Below are 17,967 nucleotides of genomic sequence, written 5' to 3'. Positions count from 1 at the left end.
CTTAAGCTTTTAACCAGTTTTCAATCATTTGTTCTCCTTCGGGTGTTAATATTGATTCGGGATGAAATTGGACACCACGTACATCATACGTTTTATGTCTTAAAGCCATTACTTCCCCTTTAGGTCCTTTCGCTGTAATTTCTAAAGTATCAGGAAAGTTATCATTCGAAACCACCCAAGAATGGTAACGACCCACTTGTAAGTGAGACGGCATATTTTGAAATAAAATTTCGTCCGAATGAACGACTTCAATTTCTGATTGTACGCCGTGAAAAACTTCTTGTGTATTCAATAACGTTCCTCCAAAAACTTCACCAATTGCTTGTTGCCCTAAACAAATTCCAAAAATGGATTTGGTCGGCGCATATTTCTCAATAATTGGTTTTAATAAATTCGCCTCGTCTGGAATTCCAGGACCTGGAGAAAGTAAGATTTTATCGTATTGTTCGACGTCTTCCAACGCAATTTCATCGTTGCGAAAAACATCAATAGTATCCGTGAATTTGCGTAGTGCGTGAACGATATTGTAAGTAAACGAATCGTAATTATCTAAAACTAAAATTTTCATGGTTTAAATGTTTTCTGCTAATTGAATGGCTTTGCGTAAAGCGCCTAATTTGTGATTAACTTCTTGTAACTCGTTTTCTTCAATGGATTTAGAAACGACTCCAGCACCCGCTTGGAAATATAATGTATTCTGTTTACTGACGAATGTTCGGATCGCAATCGCCATATTAATGTCGCCATTAAATCCTAAATACCCAATGGCTCCACCGTAAATTCCACGGTTTTGATTTTCGTATTGATCCAATAATTCCATCGCTTTAAATTTTGGAGCGCCCGATAATGTGCCTGCTGGAAAAGAATCGGCGAAAACTTTCATGGTATTAATTGATGGTTCGATATCGGCAATGACTTTAGAAACCATATGAATCACATGAGAAAAAACTTGAATTTCTTTGTAAGATTCTACAGTAACCGCTTTCGAATTTCGACTTAAATCATTTCGAGCCAAATCAACTAACATCACGTGTTCTTCATTTTCTTTTGGATCCTTAATCAATTGATCCGTTAATTCCTTGTCTAATTCTGGCGAACCAGTACGACGAACAGTTCCAGCAATCGGGTGAATTTGTGCTTGATTATCGCGAACAATCAATTGGGCTTCAGGTGAAGATCCAAGAATCTTATAATTTCCATAATCGAAATAAAATAGGTAGGGAGAGGGATTGATGGAACGTAATACACGATAAACATTGAACTCGTCACCCGAGAACTTTTGCTTGAACTGTCTTGACGGAACAATTTGAAAAACATCTCCTCTGAAACACGATTGTTTGCATTGGCTCACGATATTTTTAAATTCTTCATCGGTCAAGTTGGATTCGATTTCACTTTCGATTTGGAATGGATATTCCACAAAAGTTTTGTTTCGAATAATATCTTTAATTTCATCAAAACGAGAATCAGTTTCATTATTTTGGAATTCTAAATACTGAATTTCGTTGTGGAAATGATTGAAAACAATGATGTTTTGATAGAAAGAATAACGAACTTCTGGAATCGTTGCTTCATTACCTTCATTCTTAAATTTTACCGTTTCGAAATACGGAATGGCATCCCAACCAATGTATCCAAATAAACCATTTACGATTAAATTTTCTTCTGTTTCAATTTTGAATTGGGTAGCAAAATTCTTAATCACTTCTGCTGATTCTTGTCCTAGTAACGGATAATTTTTTGTTTCACCATTCGAATAAGATTCGGTTACAATTCCTTTATTTACCTCAATTGTCGCAATTGGATTTAAGCAAATAAAAGAGTTAGCATCTGATTTCGAATGATAATCTGAACTTTCTAAAAGCAATGCATTTGGAAAGATGTCACGCAATTTTAAGTACATCTGTACTGGAGTTCTTAAATCTCCTAAGCGTTTTTCAGATTGTGTTTTGAATGTTAAATTCATTGTTTTTAATATTTGAAATTGGGATGTTTTTTTAATTTTTGGGTACAAAAAAAGGCTTGTCGGTTCCGACAAGCCTTTTTCTACATATAACTATATAGCGCTCCTACGAACCAACGTTTTGCTGTTCGAATTTCCACCACCAGTTATTTGTAAATAATGTTTTCATTGGGACAAATGTATAAAGGATTTTGATTTTAGCAAATATTTTCAGGTTAAATTTTAAATACTGAATCAGAGAGTGGAATGAAATAGAAATATCATAAAAGTAAATAATTAATAAAAATCCATTATTTTTAGAATCGAATTCAAAACATAATCAAACACAAAAAAAAATATAATGTCATACGAGAATTTATTAGTAGAAATTGAAAACAGAATTGCTGTTGTAACATTAAACCGCCCTCAAGCATTAAATGCTTTAAACAAAGGTTTATTAGAAGATTTATCTACTTTTTTTGATGAAGCAAAATCTAATGATAATATTCGTGCAGTAATCTTAACAGGAGCTGGAGAAAAATCATTTGTTGCGGGAGCAGATATTAAAGAATTTGCAAGTTTTAATGCAGAAGAAGGAAAAGAATTAGCTGGTAAAGGTCAAGAAAGAGTTTTCGATAAAATTGAGAATTTTACTAAACCTGTCATTGCCGCAGTTAACGGATTTGCTTTAGGTGGCGGATTAGAGTTAGCAATGGCGGCTCATTTCCGTATTGCATCAACGAATGCGAAATTAGGTTTACCAGAAGTAACGTTAGGTTTAATACCAGGTTATGGAGGAACACAACGTTTGCCAAAATTAATAGGAAAAGGACGTGCAATGCAGGCCATTATGACAGCAGATATGTTTACTGCTGAAAAGGCAGAACAAATTGGCTTAGTAAATGAAGTTGTTGAGCAAGCAGAATTAATCAATCGAGCAAAAGAAATTGCTGGTAAAATCACGCGAAACTCTTCAATTGCAATTAGTCAGGCAATTAATGCAATTAATGCTTCAGACAAAGAAAATGGATTTGCGATAGAAATCGAAAGTTTTGGTAACCTTTTTGAAGAAGAAGATTTCAAGGAAGGAACAACAGCTTTCGTAGAGAAAAGAAAGCCAAATTTTAAATAATAAAAATTGATTTTTAAAGCTCCTTTCAAAAGGAGCTTTTTTATTAAAAAAAATGAAAAACAAACTTTTAGTTTTATTCATGTCGATAGGAACAATGCTATCGGCACAAGGAATTTATCATGTAAATGCAGTAGAAGGTTTAACTGTAAGAACCAAGATTAGTGGACAAAAGATAGGTAAGATTCCGTACGGATACCAAGTTAAAGTGATTGAAAAATCAGATCCTTTAGTGATTAAAGATGATGGTAAATCAATCAGCGGAAATTGGGTGAAAATTGATGGCAAATCAACACAAATTATCATTGATCCAAGTTTTACAGAAAGTTACGATCCAAAAGGTGTATATGTTTTTGATGGTTATTTAACAGAGCAAAGTCAATTCATCAAACAAGCAGAAAGTAAAATTGCTAAACATCCAGCTTTAAAAGATTATTATTTAGCTACCTCTTATAAAGTCTTTGCATTGAAAGGTGATTTTTTTGCAGATGGTGTACAAGATGATGTTTTTCGATTAATATCACCAGAAGGAAATGTTCGTGTAATGGCAATCAACAATAAGAAAGTTGGTAGCGATATTTATGGTTTAGGTGGCCCAAAAGATCCTTTCGGATTTACTGATTACGATTTTGATTATTTTTATCGTGTACCTGCAAAAACGCCATTTTGGTCAGCAGAATTTAATACTAAACCTATGAATCAAATATCTAAAAATGACATTAAAACTTTAGGTTACGATGCGATTTATATACACGATGGAAAATGGAAAGGTGGTTATATATACCGCATGAATAAAAAGTGGAATTTATTAAAATAATAAAAAATGCAAACGATAGAAAATAAAGTCGCTTATATCACAGGAGGGACAAAAGGAATTGGTTTTGGGATTGCAAAATCTTTATTAGAGAATGGTGTTAAAGTTGCTATCTCTGGCCGTAATATTGAAGATGTAGAAAAAGCTAAGGCTGATTTAGGTTCAACAAATGTTTTAGCAATTCAATCTGATGTAAGAAATTTTGAAGATGAGGTTAAAGCGGTTGAATTAATTGTTTCTGAATTTGGTCAGTTAGATATTGTAATTGCAAATGCTGGTTTAGGAAAATTCGCGCCTGTTGATGAACTTTCTTTGGAAGATTGGAATGCGATGATTGATACAAATTTAACTGGAGTTTTTCATACAATGAAAGCTACGGTTGATCAATTAAAAGCCAACAAAGGGTATTATATTTCTATTGCTTCTTTGGCTGGAACAAACTTTTTTGCTCAAGGGGCTGGTTACAATGCATCAAAATTCGGGGTTGTCGGTTTTACGCAAGCTGCAATGTTGGATTTAAGAAATTACGATATCAAGTGTACGACAATTATGCCAGGTTCAGTAACTTCGCATTTCAATGAACATGTTCCGAATGATAATGACGGTTGGAAAATTCAACCTGAAGATTTAGGACAAATGGTTGTAGATTTATTAAAAATGAATCCTAATGTTCTTCCAAGTAAAATTGAAGTTCGTCCAACGAAAACTAAATAATTTATGGTAAGCTCTTTATGAGCTTATTTTTTTTGGAATAAACTGAAAATGAGGATTTAATAGGAATTAAAATAAATAACAAACTATGTCGTTTTTTTGTATAACAAATTCAATTCTTCGTCGTTATTTTACTACATCAATCATGGAGTAATTTTTAAGTAATTATACTTGATTTTAAGCATACAAAAATTAAAAGCATCCGCAGTTTAAAACAATGAGTTTTAAGAGTAAAATTAATCATTACCGCCGAACGATTATGAAATCGTTAACTGGCAATGTTCAAAACTATGAATCTTACCAAAAGATTCCTTATCAAAACCTGAAAATTGATCGTGTATTAATTTCAAGACCCAATCAACGTTTAGGAAATACCTTGTTAATTACTCCTTTAGTACAAGAGATTGTAAAATTTAATCCCAATGTTACGATTGATTTATTTGTAAAAGGAGGAGTTTCACATGTCGTTTTTGAAAATTATCCACAAGTCAATCAGATTATAAAATTACCACGCAAACCTTTTAAGGAACTGATTGATTATATTAAAGTTTGGATTAAAATTCGTGGTAATAAATACGATTTAGTCATAAATGTTCACGAAGAATCAGCTTCTGGTCGTATCTCAACAAAAGTTGCCCGTGCAAAATATAAATTATTCGGTAACGAATTTTTGAATGATTTGAATTCTAATGAACAAGTTCATTTAGGTAAAATTCCTGTTTATCAATTCAGAAAATTTATCGAAAATGTAACGGATCATAAAATTGAAACAGAATATCCAAAATTAGATCTAAAATTATCAGAGAAAGAGGTTGATAATGGGAAGAAAATTTTATCCGAATTAGTACAAGATCCATCCAAAAAAACGTTAGCTTTTTTCACTTATGCAACTGGAAGTAAGTGTTATTTTGCAGATTGGTGGGATAAATTTCACGAAGATTTTAAAGAAGAATTTGAACAAGATTATAATTTAATTGAAATTTTACCAGTCGAAAACATCTCGATGCTAAATCATAAATTACCTACTTTTTACAGTCAAGATATTCGTGAAATTGCTTCAGTAATGGATAATTGCGAACTTTTAGTTGCTGCAGATTCAGGTATGATGCATTTAGGTTGTGCAACATCTACGCGTAATCTTGGGTTATTCAAATCTGGAAATACAGAAAAATATAAACCTTACGGTAAAGGTAATGCTATGGCTTTGGTTACTGATACTTCTTCGGAAGGATTAGTTAATAAAATGAAAGAAATTTTAAATTATCAAAATTAAACTGATTTCAGTGCGTTTAATTTATATTAATTTGCACTAAAATTATTTGTGACCAACCGACTTACATATTTAATTCTTTTTCTTTTGATGTTTGTAAATCTGCAAGCACAAGAAATTGGTTGGCAAAATCCTAACTTCAGACAAGAAAATCACATTGTTTCGGATACTATAAAGCTTAACAATTTTGGAATTTTAAATGAAAAATTCCAGATTTTTGATGAACAAGGTCATGTAATTTCTAAAGCAAATTATTCTGTCGATTTTACTCGAAATGAAATCTATATTCATCCTATTTATAAAGGAATTAATGTTAAGATTACTTATTACATCAATCCACAATTAGCAAAGTCAATCATTTCAAAACGAGATTCATCTCTTATTGTTTTTAATAATCAAAAAGTAGACGAATTTCATCAAATTAATCCTTCACAATCCTTTCAAAAAACAGATTTTTTTAAAGGTTTAAGTAGTAAAGGATCTTTGGTGCGTGGAATTCGTTTCGGAAACAATCAAAGCGGTTCAGTTCAGTCTTCATTGGATTTGGAGTTAAGCGGAAATCTTTCTGATGATTTAACGATTAAAGCTGCAATATCAGATAATAATGTACCGATTGAAACGGATGGTTATACTCAAAAATTACAAGATTTTGATAAAGTTTTTATCGAGATAGCGAATAAAAAATCTAAGGTTAGAGCTGGTCATATTGATATTTTTCAGGAAGATGATCATTTCAATAATTTTCAACAAAAAGTTACAGGACTACAACTTTCTACACAAATTGGTGAAACCAAAATTAATTCTGAAACCAACGAAGTTTATGGCACAAATGCTTTTGTAACTGGAAGTGTTACTCGAGGTGAATTTGCAGAAATTGATATGATTGGACAAGACGGTAATCAAGGGCCTTATCGTTTAGCGGGGCAGAATAACGAATTGTTTGTAATCATACTTTCAGGAACTGAAAAAGTTTATATCGATGGCGTACAATTAACTCGTGGCGAAACCAATGATTATGTAATAAATTACAATACGGGTGAGATCACTTTTACTACCAATAGATTAATCACATCCAATACTCGTATTCACGTTGAATATCTGTATAATAGCCGAAATTACTCGCAATTATTTCTTTATGGTGGTCTTTGTCATACGAGCGAACGTTTTAAAATTGCAGGTCATTTTTATTCAAAATCAGATGCAAAAAATAATAGTTTAGGAACCGAATTATCTGATGGCGATAAGCAAATATTAGCTGATGCTGGAAATGATACAGATAGAATGTATTCAGTTTCTGCAATTCTTTCCGAATATGATTCTAATAAAATTTTATATCGAAAATTAGATCAAAACGGAACCCAAATTTTCGAATATTCAACTAATCCTGACGATGAATTATATCAAGTAACTTTTACCTATATGGGGAATAATCAAGGGAATTATCGCTCGATTAATGCTACCCAAAACGGAAAAGTTTTTGAATTTGTAGAACCAATTGCTGGAATTCCACAAGGAGATTACGAACCGATTCGACGATTAATTCCACCAAAAAAATCACAAGTTTACACGGTTAATTCGCGTTATGATTTTAAAAATAATGCTGGATTTGTACAGTTTGATGGAGGTTTAAGTAACAACGATTTTAACCTGTTTTCTTCAATTGATGATGATGAAAATATTGGTTTTGCTGGTAGAATTTTAGCTCAGAAAAATTTTAAATTCAATAATTGGAAGATTTCTCCTTTAGCTGAAATTGATATGATGAGTCAAAATTATTTTACAGTTGAAGGTGTTCGTGACATCGAATTTGCACGAGATTTTAATGTCGAAAATGAATTTTTAAATCTTCGTCAATTATGGGCGAAAGTTGGTTTTGATTCAGATTGGAATGAAAAATTTAACGCTTCTTATCGTTTACAATATTTAGATTTTAAAGATTATTATAAAGGTTACAAAAATGAATTTACTTCAAACTTCGTAACGGAAAAGGATAATTGGAAAGCAAATATTAATCACTTATCAAGTGAAGCAACAGATAAAAATTCTAATTTTTTACGCTATGATTTAGAGGGACAACGTAAAATTGGTAAGAAAAATAAATTTTGGTTAGGTACGCGAATCTATGGCGAAAACAATGAAGTTGATTTGCATCAGACTCAGTCCAAATCACCATTAAGTTTTAAGTTTAATGAATTTCAAATCAAAGGAGGTTGGGCCGATTCGATTGGTCGTAAAATCGATGTAACATTGTATACTCGTAAAGACGATTCAATCCGATTGAATAATTGGGTTCGAATGCAAAATAGCCAAGGGATTATTTTAAATTCACAATTAATTCAGAAAGCTGATCATCAATTAGGTTTAAATTTTCATTACAGAAAAGTTAATTACGACTACGAAAATTCGCCTAATGAAGCGTTTATGGTCGGAAATGTAAAATGGTACAAAGCTCTTTTTCATCAAGGGTTAACAGTTAATTTAGATTATGGTTTAGGCAGTGGTGTAGAACCTCAGCGTGAGTTCCAATATGTAAAAGTAGCTGACGGAATGGGGGTTTATAAATGGACAGATTATAATGGAGATGGAATTGAACAGTTAGACGAATTTGAAGCAGCTGAATTTATAGATCAAGCCAATTATATCCGTGTGTATACCAACACAATTGAGTATTTGAAAACGAATAAAAACGAATTCAATTTTTCGATGCGAATTCGTCCACAGCAAATTTTTCAATCTCAAAATAAATTCTTAGCACGTTGGTCTTTTCAACAAGTTATTTCAGCAACTAATTCCTTACGAAAAGAAGATGAAACTTTAGAGTGGAATCCTTTTACAAATTCCGATTTAATCATAGGGAAATCAAGAAACATTCGTTCGATTGTTTACTTTAATCAAGGCGCCAATTACAAATGGTTAGCGACGTACACGTTCAACCAACAAGCGAATCAAACTTATGTATATACGGGCGCTGAAGCACGCGAAATGCAGACGAATACTTTTTTAGTGAAATATAACATCAAACCTTCGTTCTCGATACAGAATGAGTTTGAAATTGGAAAGGTAAAAAACTATTCAGATGTGTTCTCTTCACGCCGATTTGAGTTAGAAAATTTCAAAATTCATCCCAAATTAACGTATCAACATGGGAAAAGTTTTTCAGCTTCGGTATTTTATTCCTATCAAAATAAGTTGAATAAAATTGGAATTGAAGAATTAAACCAATCGGATTTAGGAACTGAATTGCAATGGAACGAAATTTCTAAAATGAGTTTATTGGGAAGTTTTTCTTTTATTAAAAATTCATTTACAGGTAATGGAGATTCGGTTGTTGGAAACCAAATGATGGAAGGTTTACGTGCCGGAAATAATATGGTTTGGCAACTACAAGTGCAACGTCAAATCAATTCTTTTTTACAATTGAATATTTCATACGATGGTCGTAAAACTGAAGAAAATAAAGCAATTCATACGGGAAGTGTACAATTACAAGCAAGGTTTTAGTGTAATGCTGAATTTTTTGTCAAGCTGAATTTATTTCAGCTTTTCATTAAATGCGTTCCTGAATTAAATATATATATTTATTAAAACATTACTATGAAATATTTCAATCTATTATTTCTTTTGCCAATTATTAGTTTTAGTCAAGAAAAATTTAAAGCAGAATATAAGGTAAGAAATTTTGTGTCGGTAACGAATACAACACCAGAAAAAGCTAAGAAATTAGAAGAGGCGTTTTCTAAACCTAAATTTTTTGAACTTTTAGTAGATAAAAATCAATGTTTAAGTAAAGAGGTTCAGCGTATTGATAATTCTCAAAATAATTCAACTATAATTGATTATATCGATGGGAATGTTACTGATGTTGAAACTTATCTGAATTTAGAATTAAATAAGAAATTAATAACAAAAAATGTTGATGGTAAGTTCTACTTAGTTTCTGATGATGTAAATAAGGAAGATTGGGTTATTACAAAAGAATCTAAATTGATTAATGGATTTAAGTCTTATAAAGCAACATTATTAAAAGAGCCATATACGATAGAAGCTTGGTTTACAAAAGAGATTAAGACGAAATGTGGACCTAATGGCTATTCTAATTTACCAGGTTTAATAGTAGAAGTGAAATCTGTTTTTACGGATAAACCATCAACTTATTCAACGGTTAAATTAGAAACAATAAAATTAGATTCTAAATTATCTATTAAAGAACCTTCGAAAGGAATTAGAATGACTAATGTAGAGTTTAAAGAATTTATCAATGATTATTATCGTAAGATAGATGAGAAGTATAAACAAATGCAATCTCAAGGTGTAGATAGAAAATAAAAAAAACCTCGCTCAATGAGCGAGGTTTTATATTTAGAATCTAGTTTAAAAATTAGATCGCATCTACGATTGCATTTAAAGTTGCAGAAGGACGCATTGCTGCAGATGTAGCAGCGAAATCTGGTTGGTAGTAACCTTTGATTTCTTGTGCAGTTCCTTGAGAACCGATTAACTCAGCGTTGATAGTTTCTTCTTGAGCTGTCATTGCTTCAGCAACTGGAGCAAATTTAGCAGCTAACTCAGCATCTTTTGTTTGAGCAGCTAATGCTTGTGCCCAGTACATTGCTAAGTAGAAGTGAGAACCACGGTTATCGATAGTTCCTAATTTACGACCTGGAGATTTATCTGTGTCTAAGAATTTATCGTTCGCCTCATCTAAAGTATCAGCTAAAACTTGCGCTTTTGCGTTTCCTTGAGTTTGAGCTACGTGCTCTAAAGAAGCTTGTAATGCTAAGAATTCACCTAATGAATCCCAACGTAAGTAACCTTCTTCTTTGAATTGCTCGATGTGTTTAGGAGCAGATCCACCCGCACCAGTTTCGAATAATCCACCTCCGTTCATTAATGGAACGATAGATAACATTTTCGCAGAAGTACCAACTTCTAAAATTGGGAATAAATCTGTTAAGTAGTCACGTAATACGTTACCTGTAACAGAAATCGTATCTAAACCTTGACGGATTCTGTCTAAAGTTAATTTAGTAGCATCAACTGGGTTTAAGATACGGATATCTAAACCTGTCGTATCAAATTCTGGTAAGTATTTGTTTACTTTAGCGATCATTTCTCTATCGTGCGCACGGTTTTCGTCTAACCAGAAAATAGCTGGAGTAGAAGATAAACGAGCACGAGTTACAGCTAATTTAACCCAGTCTTTAATTGGAGCATCTTTTGTTTGACACATACGGAAAATGTCACCAGCTTCAACAGCTTGTTCCATGAATACATTTCCTTCAGCATCAACAACACGAATAGCACCATCAGCATCAGCTTGGAAAGTTTTATCGTGAGAACCGTATTCTTCAGCTTTTTGAGCCATTAAACCAACGTTTGGAACAGATCCCATAGTTGTTGGATCTAAAGCACCGTTTGCTTTACAATCTTCGATTGTTGCTTGGTAAACACCAGCGTAGTTACGGTCTGGAATTAAAGCGAAAGTATCTTGTTGATTTCCTTCAGCATTCCACATTTGTCCAGAAGTACGGATCATTGCTGGCATAGAAGCATCAACAATAACGTCAGATGGAACGTGTAAGTTTGTAATTCCTTTATCAGAATTAACCATTGCTAATGCAGGTCCGTTAGCAATAGCAGCATCGATAGCAGCTTTTACTTCAGCTTCTTGTGCGTGACCAGCGATTTTGTTGTATAATTCACCTAAACCATTGTTAGGGTTTACATTTAATTCAGCAAATAGATCAGTGAATTGAGCGAATACTTCTTCGAAGTAAACAGAAACTACAGCTCCAAAGATAATAGGATCAGAAACCTTCATCATTGTAGCTTTTAAGTGAGCAGATAATAATACACCTGCAGCTTTAGCTTCTTCTTTAGTTTGTTTAACGAAAGCTTTTAAAGCAGCTAAGTTCATTACTGAAGAGTCAATCACTTCACCAGCTTTTAATGGAGCTAATCCTTTTAATTCTTTCACTGATCCGTCTTTACCAACGAATTCGATTTTGAATTGAGAATCGTTTTCAACAGTAACTGATTGTTCAGTTCCGTAGAAATCACCAGCTTCCATGTGAGCCACTTTTGTTTTAGAATCTGCTGACCAAGCTCCCATTGAGTGTGGGTGTTTTTTAGCATAATTCTTAACTGCTTTAGGTGCACGACGGTCAGAGTTTCCTTCACGTAAAACTGGGTTTACCGCAGAACCTAAAACTTTAGCATATTTCGCTTTGATTGCTTTTTCTTCTTCAGTTGCAGCATCAGCTGGATAGTTTGGTACAGCGTATCCGTGTGCTTGTAATTCTGCGATAGCAGCTGTTAACTGAGGAATAGAAGCAGAGATATTTGGTAATTTAATGATGTTTGCTTCTGGAGTATTAGCTAATTCTCCTAATTCCGCTAAGGCATCACCAATTTTTTGGTCGTCTTTTAAAAACTCTGGGAAATTTGCTAAGATTCTTCCTGCTAAAGAGATATCACGAGTTTCAACCTCGATATCAGCTGTAGAAGTGAAAGCTTTAACAATAGGTAATAATGAGTATGTTGCCAACATTGGCGCCTCATCAGTAAGAGTGTAAATAATTTTTGACTTTGACATTATTTTTAAATTTTTGTGACCTCTTGCGAAATCAATTTAAATACTACTTTTCAATTGTTTGATTTTGACTAAAAAAGTCAAGGTGTGCAAATATACGATTTTTAATGTTTTTTGAAAGTTGTAACCTATTGTTTTCCTTGAATTTTAGGATAAATTTCACAGTCGTATCATTATTATTCAAGTTGATAATTTTTAAATCAATTTTTAGTGAAATTGAAAAATAATAGCACTGAATATTATCAATTTAAGACATCTATTGAGAAAAAATAGTTTGGTTTTATGCTTTAAAATTCAAAAAAATATCTGTTTTTTCTTCATCAATTAATTATTTTAGCAAAAATCATCAAATTTTGAAAGATCAAAAAGCTACTTTGGCGTTTTACAACGTAGAAAATTTTTATGCTAAAACAAATTCTACGGAACATTCATTTTTACCAAGTAATTATGCAAAATGGATTGATAATCGTTATGAAACTAAAGTGGACAGAATTTCGCATGCAATATCAAGAATCGGATTCAAAGAAACTGAAGATTTACCATTATTTGTAGGTTTAGCAGAAGTGGAAAATGAGAGTGTATTAGAAGATATTATTAAGAATGCGCGTCTGCAAAAAGCGAATTATAATTATGTTTTTTATGAATCTTTAGATGAACGAAAAATTAATGTTTGTTGTATTTATCAAAAGGACAGGATTACGATTTTAAAATCAGAACCAATACGTGTGATTTTTAAAGATAGTTCTGGAAACAAATCTTATACAAGAGATGTTCTTTATGTTGAAGCTGAGTTTGAGAGGGAGAAAATCTATTTTTTTGTAGTGCATTTACCTTCAAAATTAGATCAAGAAATTAATCAAGAAAAGCGTAGAATTTTATTAAGTAAAATTCGAAAACAAATAGATTTAATTCTGAACGAAAATTCTGAAGCTAAAATCGTTGTGATGGGAGATTTTAATGATACGCCAACAGCAGATAATATAAGATTAGAGCTAAATACAAGAGCAAAACAAGATGAGGTAAAATATAACGAAATTTATAACCCAATGGTAGGTTTAATGAGTTATAAAAGAGGTTCATTAGTACATAAAAAACAATGGATGTTATTCGACCAGATTATGGTTACCAAAGGGTTTTTAACTGTTGATAGCCGTCTTCAATTCTTAAAAGCCGATATTTTTGATTCAGCATTTTTAACCCAAAACATAGACAAAATGGGAGCTTTCCCAAATCGTACTTTTATAGGTTCAAAATATTTAGGTGGATATAGCGATCATTTTCCCGTTTATGCCATAATTAAATATTAAATTTGCAATATAAAACTGAAAGGAAGTGAGAATTCATGACAACGGTCAAGTTGAACTTGACGGAATTGATAAATTGATTTTGAATGCTTTTATGGATAATGCAAATATTCCTGTATCTCAATTAGCAAAAGAATTGTCAATTTCTAATACAGCTGTACATCAACGTATCAAGAAATTGGAAACTTCAGGATTAATTAATTCGACAAAGACTATAATAAATCCGAGTGTATTGGGTTATTTAACAATGTCATTTGTTGGGGTTTTTATGGATAAATCATCATCATACATCAATGTGATTAAATCTTTAGAAGCAATTCCAGAAGTTGTAGAGGCTCATTTTACCACAGGTAATTACGGGATCTTTTTAAAGATTCTTTGCAAAGATAATATGCATTTGATGAATGTTTTGAATCAGAAAATTCAGCAAATAGACGGTGTAACTCGTACCGAAACGATTATTTCGTTGGAACAAACAATAAATAGACAAATCAAACTTTAATATATAAAGATGAGTATTAAAACATATTTAGACTCGACGTATCTTAAAACTCCAGAACAAGCCGGAATTTCAAATTCTGAAACTTTGGATCAAGTTAGAGCATTAGCTCAAGAAGCAATGGAAAATGGGATTTATGCAGTAATGATTCGCCCAGATTACGTACGCTCGGTTCGTGAATTGTTAGATGAAAATAAATCAGAAGTTGTTTTAGGAACTGTAATTGGTTTCCATGAAGGTACGAATGATGTAAACGAAAAATTAAGAGAAGCACAAAAAGCGATTGCTGATGGTGCGGATGAATTAGATTTCGTTATTAATTTCGAAGCTTTCAAAAAAGGTGAAGTGGAGAAAGTGGCTGATGAGGTTGAATCATGTACAACGGTTGCGTTAAGAGAAGGTAAAGTTGTAAAATGGATCATTGAAACGGCAGCTTTAACTGATGAAGAAATTATTTCTATTACACAATTAATTCGTGATATTGTAATAAATAAAATTGGTGAAGAACATGCACAAAATGTATTTGTAAAATCTTCTACTGGTTTTTATCAAACTCCAAATGGTGAGCCGAATGGAGCAAATGAGCATGTGATTAAATTAATGTTAGAACATGCAGGAATTTTACCGGTAAAAGCATCGGGAGGTGTTCGTAACATCGAGGAAGCACAGAAAATGATTGATTTAGGCGTAAAACGTATCGGAACTTCTTCAGCTTTAGCAATTGCAAAAGGAGAGCAAGTTAACGGAGGTTACTAAAAAAATATTATCCAATAAATTTTAAAAAACGTCTTTATTTTTAAGGACGTTTTTTTTATATCTTTCTTTATAAATTTCAGAATTGCGATGCCATTTACATTATCACACGCCTCAATATTTTTACCGTTTCATAAAATTTCAGGGAAATATGTTTCTTTAACAGGACTTGTCGTTGGATCGATGTCGCCTGATTTGGAATATTTTTCTCGAATGAAAATTTTAGCTACTTATGGACATGATTGGTTGGGTGCTTTGTATTTCGATTTACCACTAGCTTTAATTTATTGTTTTATTTTCCAGCTTTTCGTTCGAAATATTTTAATCGAAAAACTTCCAATTTATTTCAAATCGAGATGTATAAATTTTACAGCATTCGATTGGTGGAATTATTTTAAAAATAATTGGTTTGTAGTAATTTTTTCAATAATCATCGGTACATATTCACATTTAATTTGGGATGCTTTTACGCACGAATGGGGATTTTTCGTCAATCAAATTTCTTTCTTAAAATCAGTGTGGTTTGATGTTGGATTTGAAGTGAAAGGATTTAAATTTTTACAACATTTTAGTTCTGTTGTGGGATTGTGTTATATACTTTATTGGATACACCAACTTCCAATTTCTTCAATCGCAACCAAATCTTTTGACTATCAATTTTGGATGAAAATATTCGTTTTTACACTTATCTTTTCAATCATAAGATTTGAATTATTTCCGATAGAAATTACAGTTGGGAATTTAATAGTTGTTCTGATGATGAGTGGTTTTATAGCTTTAACTATAGCGGGAATTTTACATAAGATCAATAAAAAACCTCAAGTTTAAAACTTGAGGTTTTTTTTAATATTTAGAAATTTACTTTGTCTTTAATGTATTTTCCACTTTGGCAGAATTGTTTCAATTCATTCTCAATGAAAATTTCAATCGCTTCAGCATCTTCAGCAGGATACAATAAATGCACGTTTGCACCTGCATCCAAAGTAAAATACAATTGATTTCCAGTTTCACGACGGAATTCCCATAATTTATCAAGAGCCGCAACTGTATTAGGTTTCATTAAAATAAAAGCTGGGCTCGACATCATCATCATTGCATGTAAAGTTAAGGCTTCGTGTTCAACTAATTCTCCAAACGCTTTTACATCACCTGATTTTAAAATCGGAAGTAATTTTTGTAGATTCTCGTTTGCTTCATCAAAACGACGTTCAGCATAAGGATGACCGTTCATTAAATTATGACCAACAGTAGAAGAAACAGATTTTTCTCCTTCATGAATTAATAAAATCGTATCATGAAATGTTTTAAAAACATCATGAATTTCAGTGTCAGGATATTTTGTTCCATATAAGTCAGAACTTCCTTTCATAAAGTTGTTTCCACCCCATTCAACTAATCCTTTATAAACAGATCTACATGCGCTTCCAGATCCTAATCTTGCTAAAAATGATGCTTTCTTTAAAGCTTCATCTTCCGTTAAATTTGCGCCTAATAATTGTTCAATCTGTACTAAACAAAGTGCTAAAGCACTCATTCCAGATGCTGATGATGCAATACCAGAACTATGTGGAAATGAATTTGAGGTATGAACTTCAAAACTATATTGTTCCAAAAACGGAATATATGCCGTAATTCTCTCGAAGAACGTTATGATTTTAGGTGCAAAACTTTCTTTAAATTCGCCTTCTAAATGAACTTTTACATCAAAACCATCTTCCTGTTTTGGAGTAAATTTTAAAGTAGTTTCTGTGTACGAATTGGTTAAAGTATAACTGATAGAACTATTGGTAGGAATTTGATTTTCCTTTTTCCCCCAATATTTAATCAAGGCAATATTTGAAGGACTTTTCGCTGAAACTTCACCTTCCTTTAATAAATATATTGTGTCTAATGTTGTTTGAAATTGCTTTTCCATGTGGGCAAAAATATCTTATTTAGAAGAAATAATTTTTTGGTAATTATTATAATGATAATCAATTGCTTCTTTAACAGGAATAAATTTGTAATTTAAAGTATTGATTATTTTTGAATTATCGTATTTGGTAAACGTCGTTAACGCATGATAAGTTCCACTATCTAAAGTTGGAGTTCCGAAATGTTTTGTGACAGATGTTACTAATTGTAAAACTTTTAAAGTTTTATTAGAAATTGAATTGATTTCTTTTTGTTTCTTTTTCGCAACATGTGCTAAAACTTCTGCATAAGTAACGTTTTCAGCGTTGATTATATATTTTTGATTATATAAATTTTGGTCGTATAAACTGATAATTATTTTAGTTACATCGCGAACATCTACAAAACCAGTTCCGCCTGTAGGAGCGTAATTATTAATGAAATTGTCTTGGAATAATTTTTCACTTTCGCGATGTCCATCGTAAGAACCAATTATGATTGAAGGATTAACAACAATAACATTTAGACCTTCTTGTGAACCTCTCCAAACCTCCATCTCTGAACGGTATTTTGAAATGGCGTAAGCCGAATGTTTAGCGTCATTGTTCCAAGTAGATTTTTCATCAATCAATTTAGTTACTGGATTAATATCATCCATTGCAGCTATCGAACTTACATATATAAAATTCCCAACTCCAGAATCAATTGCTTCATTAATTAAACCTTCAGTTCCGAAAACATTTGTTTGGATTACTTTTTCGGCATCTTTCGGATCAAAACTTACAAATGCCGCTGTATGGAAGATTGTTTTTACATCTTTTAAAGCGATAGATAAAAATGTAATATCTAAAATATCACCTTCTATCCATTCAATTTTATGAAAAATTTCCTGTGATTTATTTCGCTTAAAAAACAATTCAACTTCTCTGATATTAGAATCTGAGCGTTTTAAGGCACGTACTTTTTCACCTTTATCTATTAATTGTAATAATAAATTACTGCCGACTAAACCTGTACCTCCTGTAACAAATATCATTATTGTTTTTTTAAACGCTATCAA

At 32.0% G+C, this 17,967-nt stretch carries 15 protein-coding genes; 10 read left to right on the top strand and 5 right to left on the bottom strand.

The genetic code is table 11. The features are described 5' to 3' along the window. Window position 1: 1 nt before the first annotated feature. Window positions 2–568: an anthranilate synthase component II gene (locus J9309_RS03910; protein ID WP_230477202.1), complete on the bottom strand. Its 567-nt coding sequence runs from the start codon at window positions 566–568 to the stop codon at window positions 2–4. Between the two features lie 3 nt (window positions 569–571). Next, window positions 572–1,966, bottom strand: a complete 1,395-nt coding sequence (locus tag J9309_RS03905; protein ID WP_230477201.1) for an anthranilate synthase component I family protein — start codon at window positions 1,964–1,966, stop codon at window positions 572–574. A 337-nt stretch (window positions 1,967–2,303) separates the two neighbouring features. On the opposite strand from J9309_RS03905, the gene J9309_RS03900 reads away from it, so the two are divergent. From J9309_RS03900 to J9309_RS03875, 6 genes are all read left to right on the top strand, one after another. Further along, complete coding sequence (locus J9309_RS03900) at window positions 2,304–3,074, top strand: enoyl-CoA hydratase/isomerase family protein (RefSeq protein ID WP_230477200.1); 771 nt, start codon at window positions 2,304–2,306, stop codon at window positions 3,072–3,074. A 52-nt stretch (window positions 3,075–3,126) separates the two neighbouring features. Further along, on the top strand, window positions 3,127–3,888 hold the full coding sequence (locus J9309_RS03895) for an SH3 domain-containing protein (protein ID WP_230477199.1): 762 nt from the start codon (window positions 3,127–3,129) through the stop codon (window positions 3,886–3,888). Window positions 3,889–3,894: 6 nt separating this feature from the next. Further along, window positions 3,895–4,599 (top strand): SDR family oxidoreductase, encoded by a 705-nt coding sequence (locus tag J9309_RS03890; protein ID WP_230477198.1) that lies wholly within the window; start codon window positions 3,895–3,897, stop codon window positions 4,597–4,599. A gap of 214 nt (window positions 4,600–4,813) precedes the next feature. Then, window positions 4,814–5,869, top strand: coding sequence for a glycosyltransferase family 9 protein (locus tag J9309_RS03885; protein WP_230477197.1), 1,056 nt, complete (start codon window positions 4,814–4,816; stop codon window positions 5,867–5,869). Between the two features lie 87 nt (window positions 5,870–5,956). Next, entirely contained in the window at window positions 5,957–9,367 is a 3,411-nt protein-coding gene (locus J9309_RS03880; RefSeq protein ID WP_230477196.1) for a hypothetical protein, read from the top strand. Between the two features lie 93 nt (window positions 9,368–9,460). Then, entirely contained in the window at window positions 9,461–10,192 is a 732-nt protein-coding gene (locus tag J9309_RS03875) for a GLPGLI family protein (protein WP_230477195.1), read from the top strand. 52 nt (window positions 10,193–10,244) lie between these two features. Here the strand turns inward: J9309_RS03875 and J9309_RS03870 are convergent, their stop codons facing one another. After that, complete coding sequence (locus J9309_RS03870; RefSeq protein ID WP_230477842.1) at window positions 10,245–12,464, bottom strand: NADP-dependent isocitrate dehydrogenase; 2,220 nt, start codon at window positions 12,462–12,464, stop codon at window positions 10,245–10,247. Between the two features lie 347 nt (window positions 12,465–12,811). Here J9309_RS03870 and J9309_RS03865 point away from each other — a divergent pair, with 347 nt between their 5' ends. From J9309_RS03865 to J9309_RS03850, 4 genes are all read left to right on the top strand, one after another. Continuing rightward, complete coding sequence (locus J9309_RS03865) at window positions 12,812–13,765, top strand: endonuclease/exonuclease/phosphatase family protein (RefSeq protein WP_230477194.1); 954 nt, start codon at window positions 12,812–12,814, stop codon at window positions 13,763–13,765. Between the two features lie 25 nt (window positions 13,766–13,790). Continuing rightward, window positions 13,791–14,264, top strand: a complete 474-nt coding sequence (locus J9309_RS03860; protein ID WP_230477193.1) for an Lrp/AsnC ligand binding domain-containing protein — start codon at window positions 13,791–13,793, stop codon at window positions 14,262–14,264. A 9-nt stretch (window positions 14,265–14,273) separates the two neighbouring features. Continuing rightward, complete coding sequence (deoC, locus tag J9309_RS03855) at window positions 14,274–15,017, top strand: deoxyribose-phosphate aldolase (protein ID WP_230477192.1); 744 nt, start codon at window positions 14,274–14,276, stop codon at window positions 15,015–15,017. 87 nt (window positions 15,018–15,104) lie between these two features. Further along, complete coding sequence (locus J9309_RS03850) at window positions 15,105–15,842, top strand: DUF4184 family protein (RefSeq protein ID WP_230477191.1); 738 nt, start codon at window positions 15,105–15,107, stop codon at window positions 15,840–15,842. Between the two features lie 22 nt (window positions 15,843–15,864). Here J9309_RS03850 and J9309_RS03845 read toward each other — a convergent pair whose 3' ends face one another. Both J9309_RS03845 and J9309_RS03840 read right to left on the bottom strand, forming a co-directional pair. Then, on the bottom strand, window positions 15,865–16,929 hold the full coding sequence (locus tag J9309_RS03845) for a diphosphomevalonate/mevalonate 3,5-bisphosphate decarboxylase family protein (RefSeq protein ID WP_230477190.1): 1,065 nt from the start codon (window positions 16,927–16,929) through the stop codon (window positions 15,865–15,867). 15 nt (window positions 16,930–16,944) lie between these two features. Further along, on the bottom strand, window positions 16,945–17,943 hold the full coding sequence (locus tag J9309_RS03840; protein WP_230477189.1) for an NAD-dependent epimerase/dehydratase family protein: 999 nt from the start codon (window positions 17,941–17,943) through the stop codon (window positions 16,945–16,947). Window positions 17,944–17,967: the final 24 nt, after the last annotated feature.

It is taken from the genome of Faecalibacter bovis (assembly GCF_017948305.1).
Lineage (GTDB): Bacteria > Bacteroidota > Bacteroidia > Flavobacteriales > Weeksellaceae > Empedobacter > Empedobacter bovis.
This window is presented reverse-complemented; position numbering and strand designations above follow the sequence as displayed.

Coding starts and splice junctions, on each gene's coding strand:
- J9309_RS03910 (WP_230477202.1), bottom strand. CDS start 568: ATGAAAATTTTAGTTTTAGATAATTACGATTCGTTTACTTACAATATC.
- J9309_RS03905 (WP_230477201.1), bottom strand. CDS start 1,966: ATGAATTTAACATTCAAAACACAATCTGAAAAACGCTTAGGAGATTTA.
- J9309_RS03900 (WP_230477200.1), top strand. CDS start 2,304: ATGTCATACGAGAATTTATTAGTAGAAATTGAAAACAGAATTGCTGTT.
- J9309_RS03895 (WP_230477199.1), top strand. CDS start 3,127: ATGAAAAACAAACTTTTAGTTTTATTCATGTCGATAGGAACAATGCTA.
- J9309_RS03890 (WP_230477198.1), top strand. CDS start 3,895: ATGCAAACGATAGAAAATAAAGTCGCTTATATCACAGGAGGGACAAAA.
- J9309_RS03885 (WP_230477197.1), top strand. CDS start 4,814: ATGAGTTTTAAGAGTAAAATTAATCATTACCGCCGAACGATTATGAAA.
- J9309_RS03880 (WP_230477196.1), top strand. CDS start 5,957: ATGTTTGTAAATCTGCAAGCACAAGAAATTGGTTGGCAAAATCCTAAC.
- J9309_RS03875 (WP_230477195.1), top strand. CDS start 9,461: ATGAAATATTTCAATCTATTATTTCTTTTGCCAATTATTAGTTTTAGT.
- deoC (WP_230477192.1), top strand. CDS start 14,274: ATGAGTATTAAAACATATTTAGACTCGACGTATCTTAAAACTCCAGAA.
- J9309_RS03850 (WP_230477191.1), top strand. CDS start 15,105: ATGCCATTTACATTATCACACGCCTCAATATTTTTACCGTTTCATAAA.
- J9309_RS03845 (WP_230477190.1), bottom strand. CDS start 16,929: ATGGAAAAGCAATTTCAAACAACATTAGACACAATATATTTATTAAAG.
- J9309_RS03840 (WP_230477189.1), bottom strand. CDS start 17,943: ATGATATTTGTTACAGGAGGTACAGGTTTAGTCGGCAGTAATTTATTA.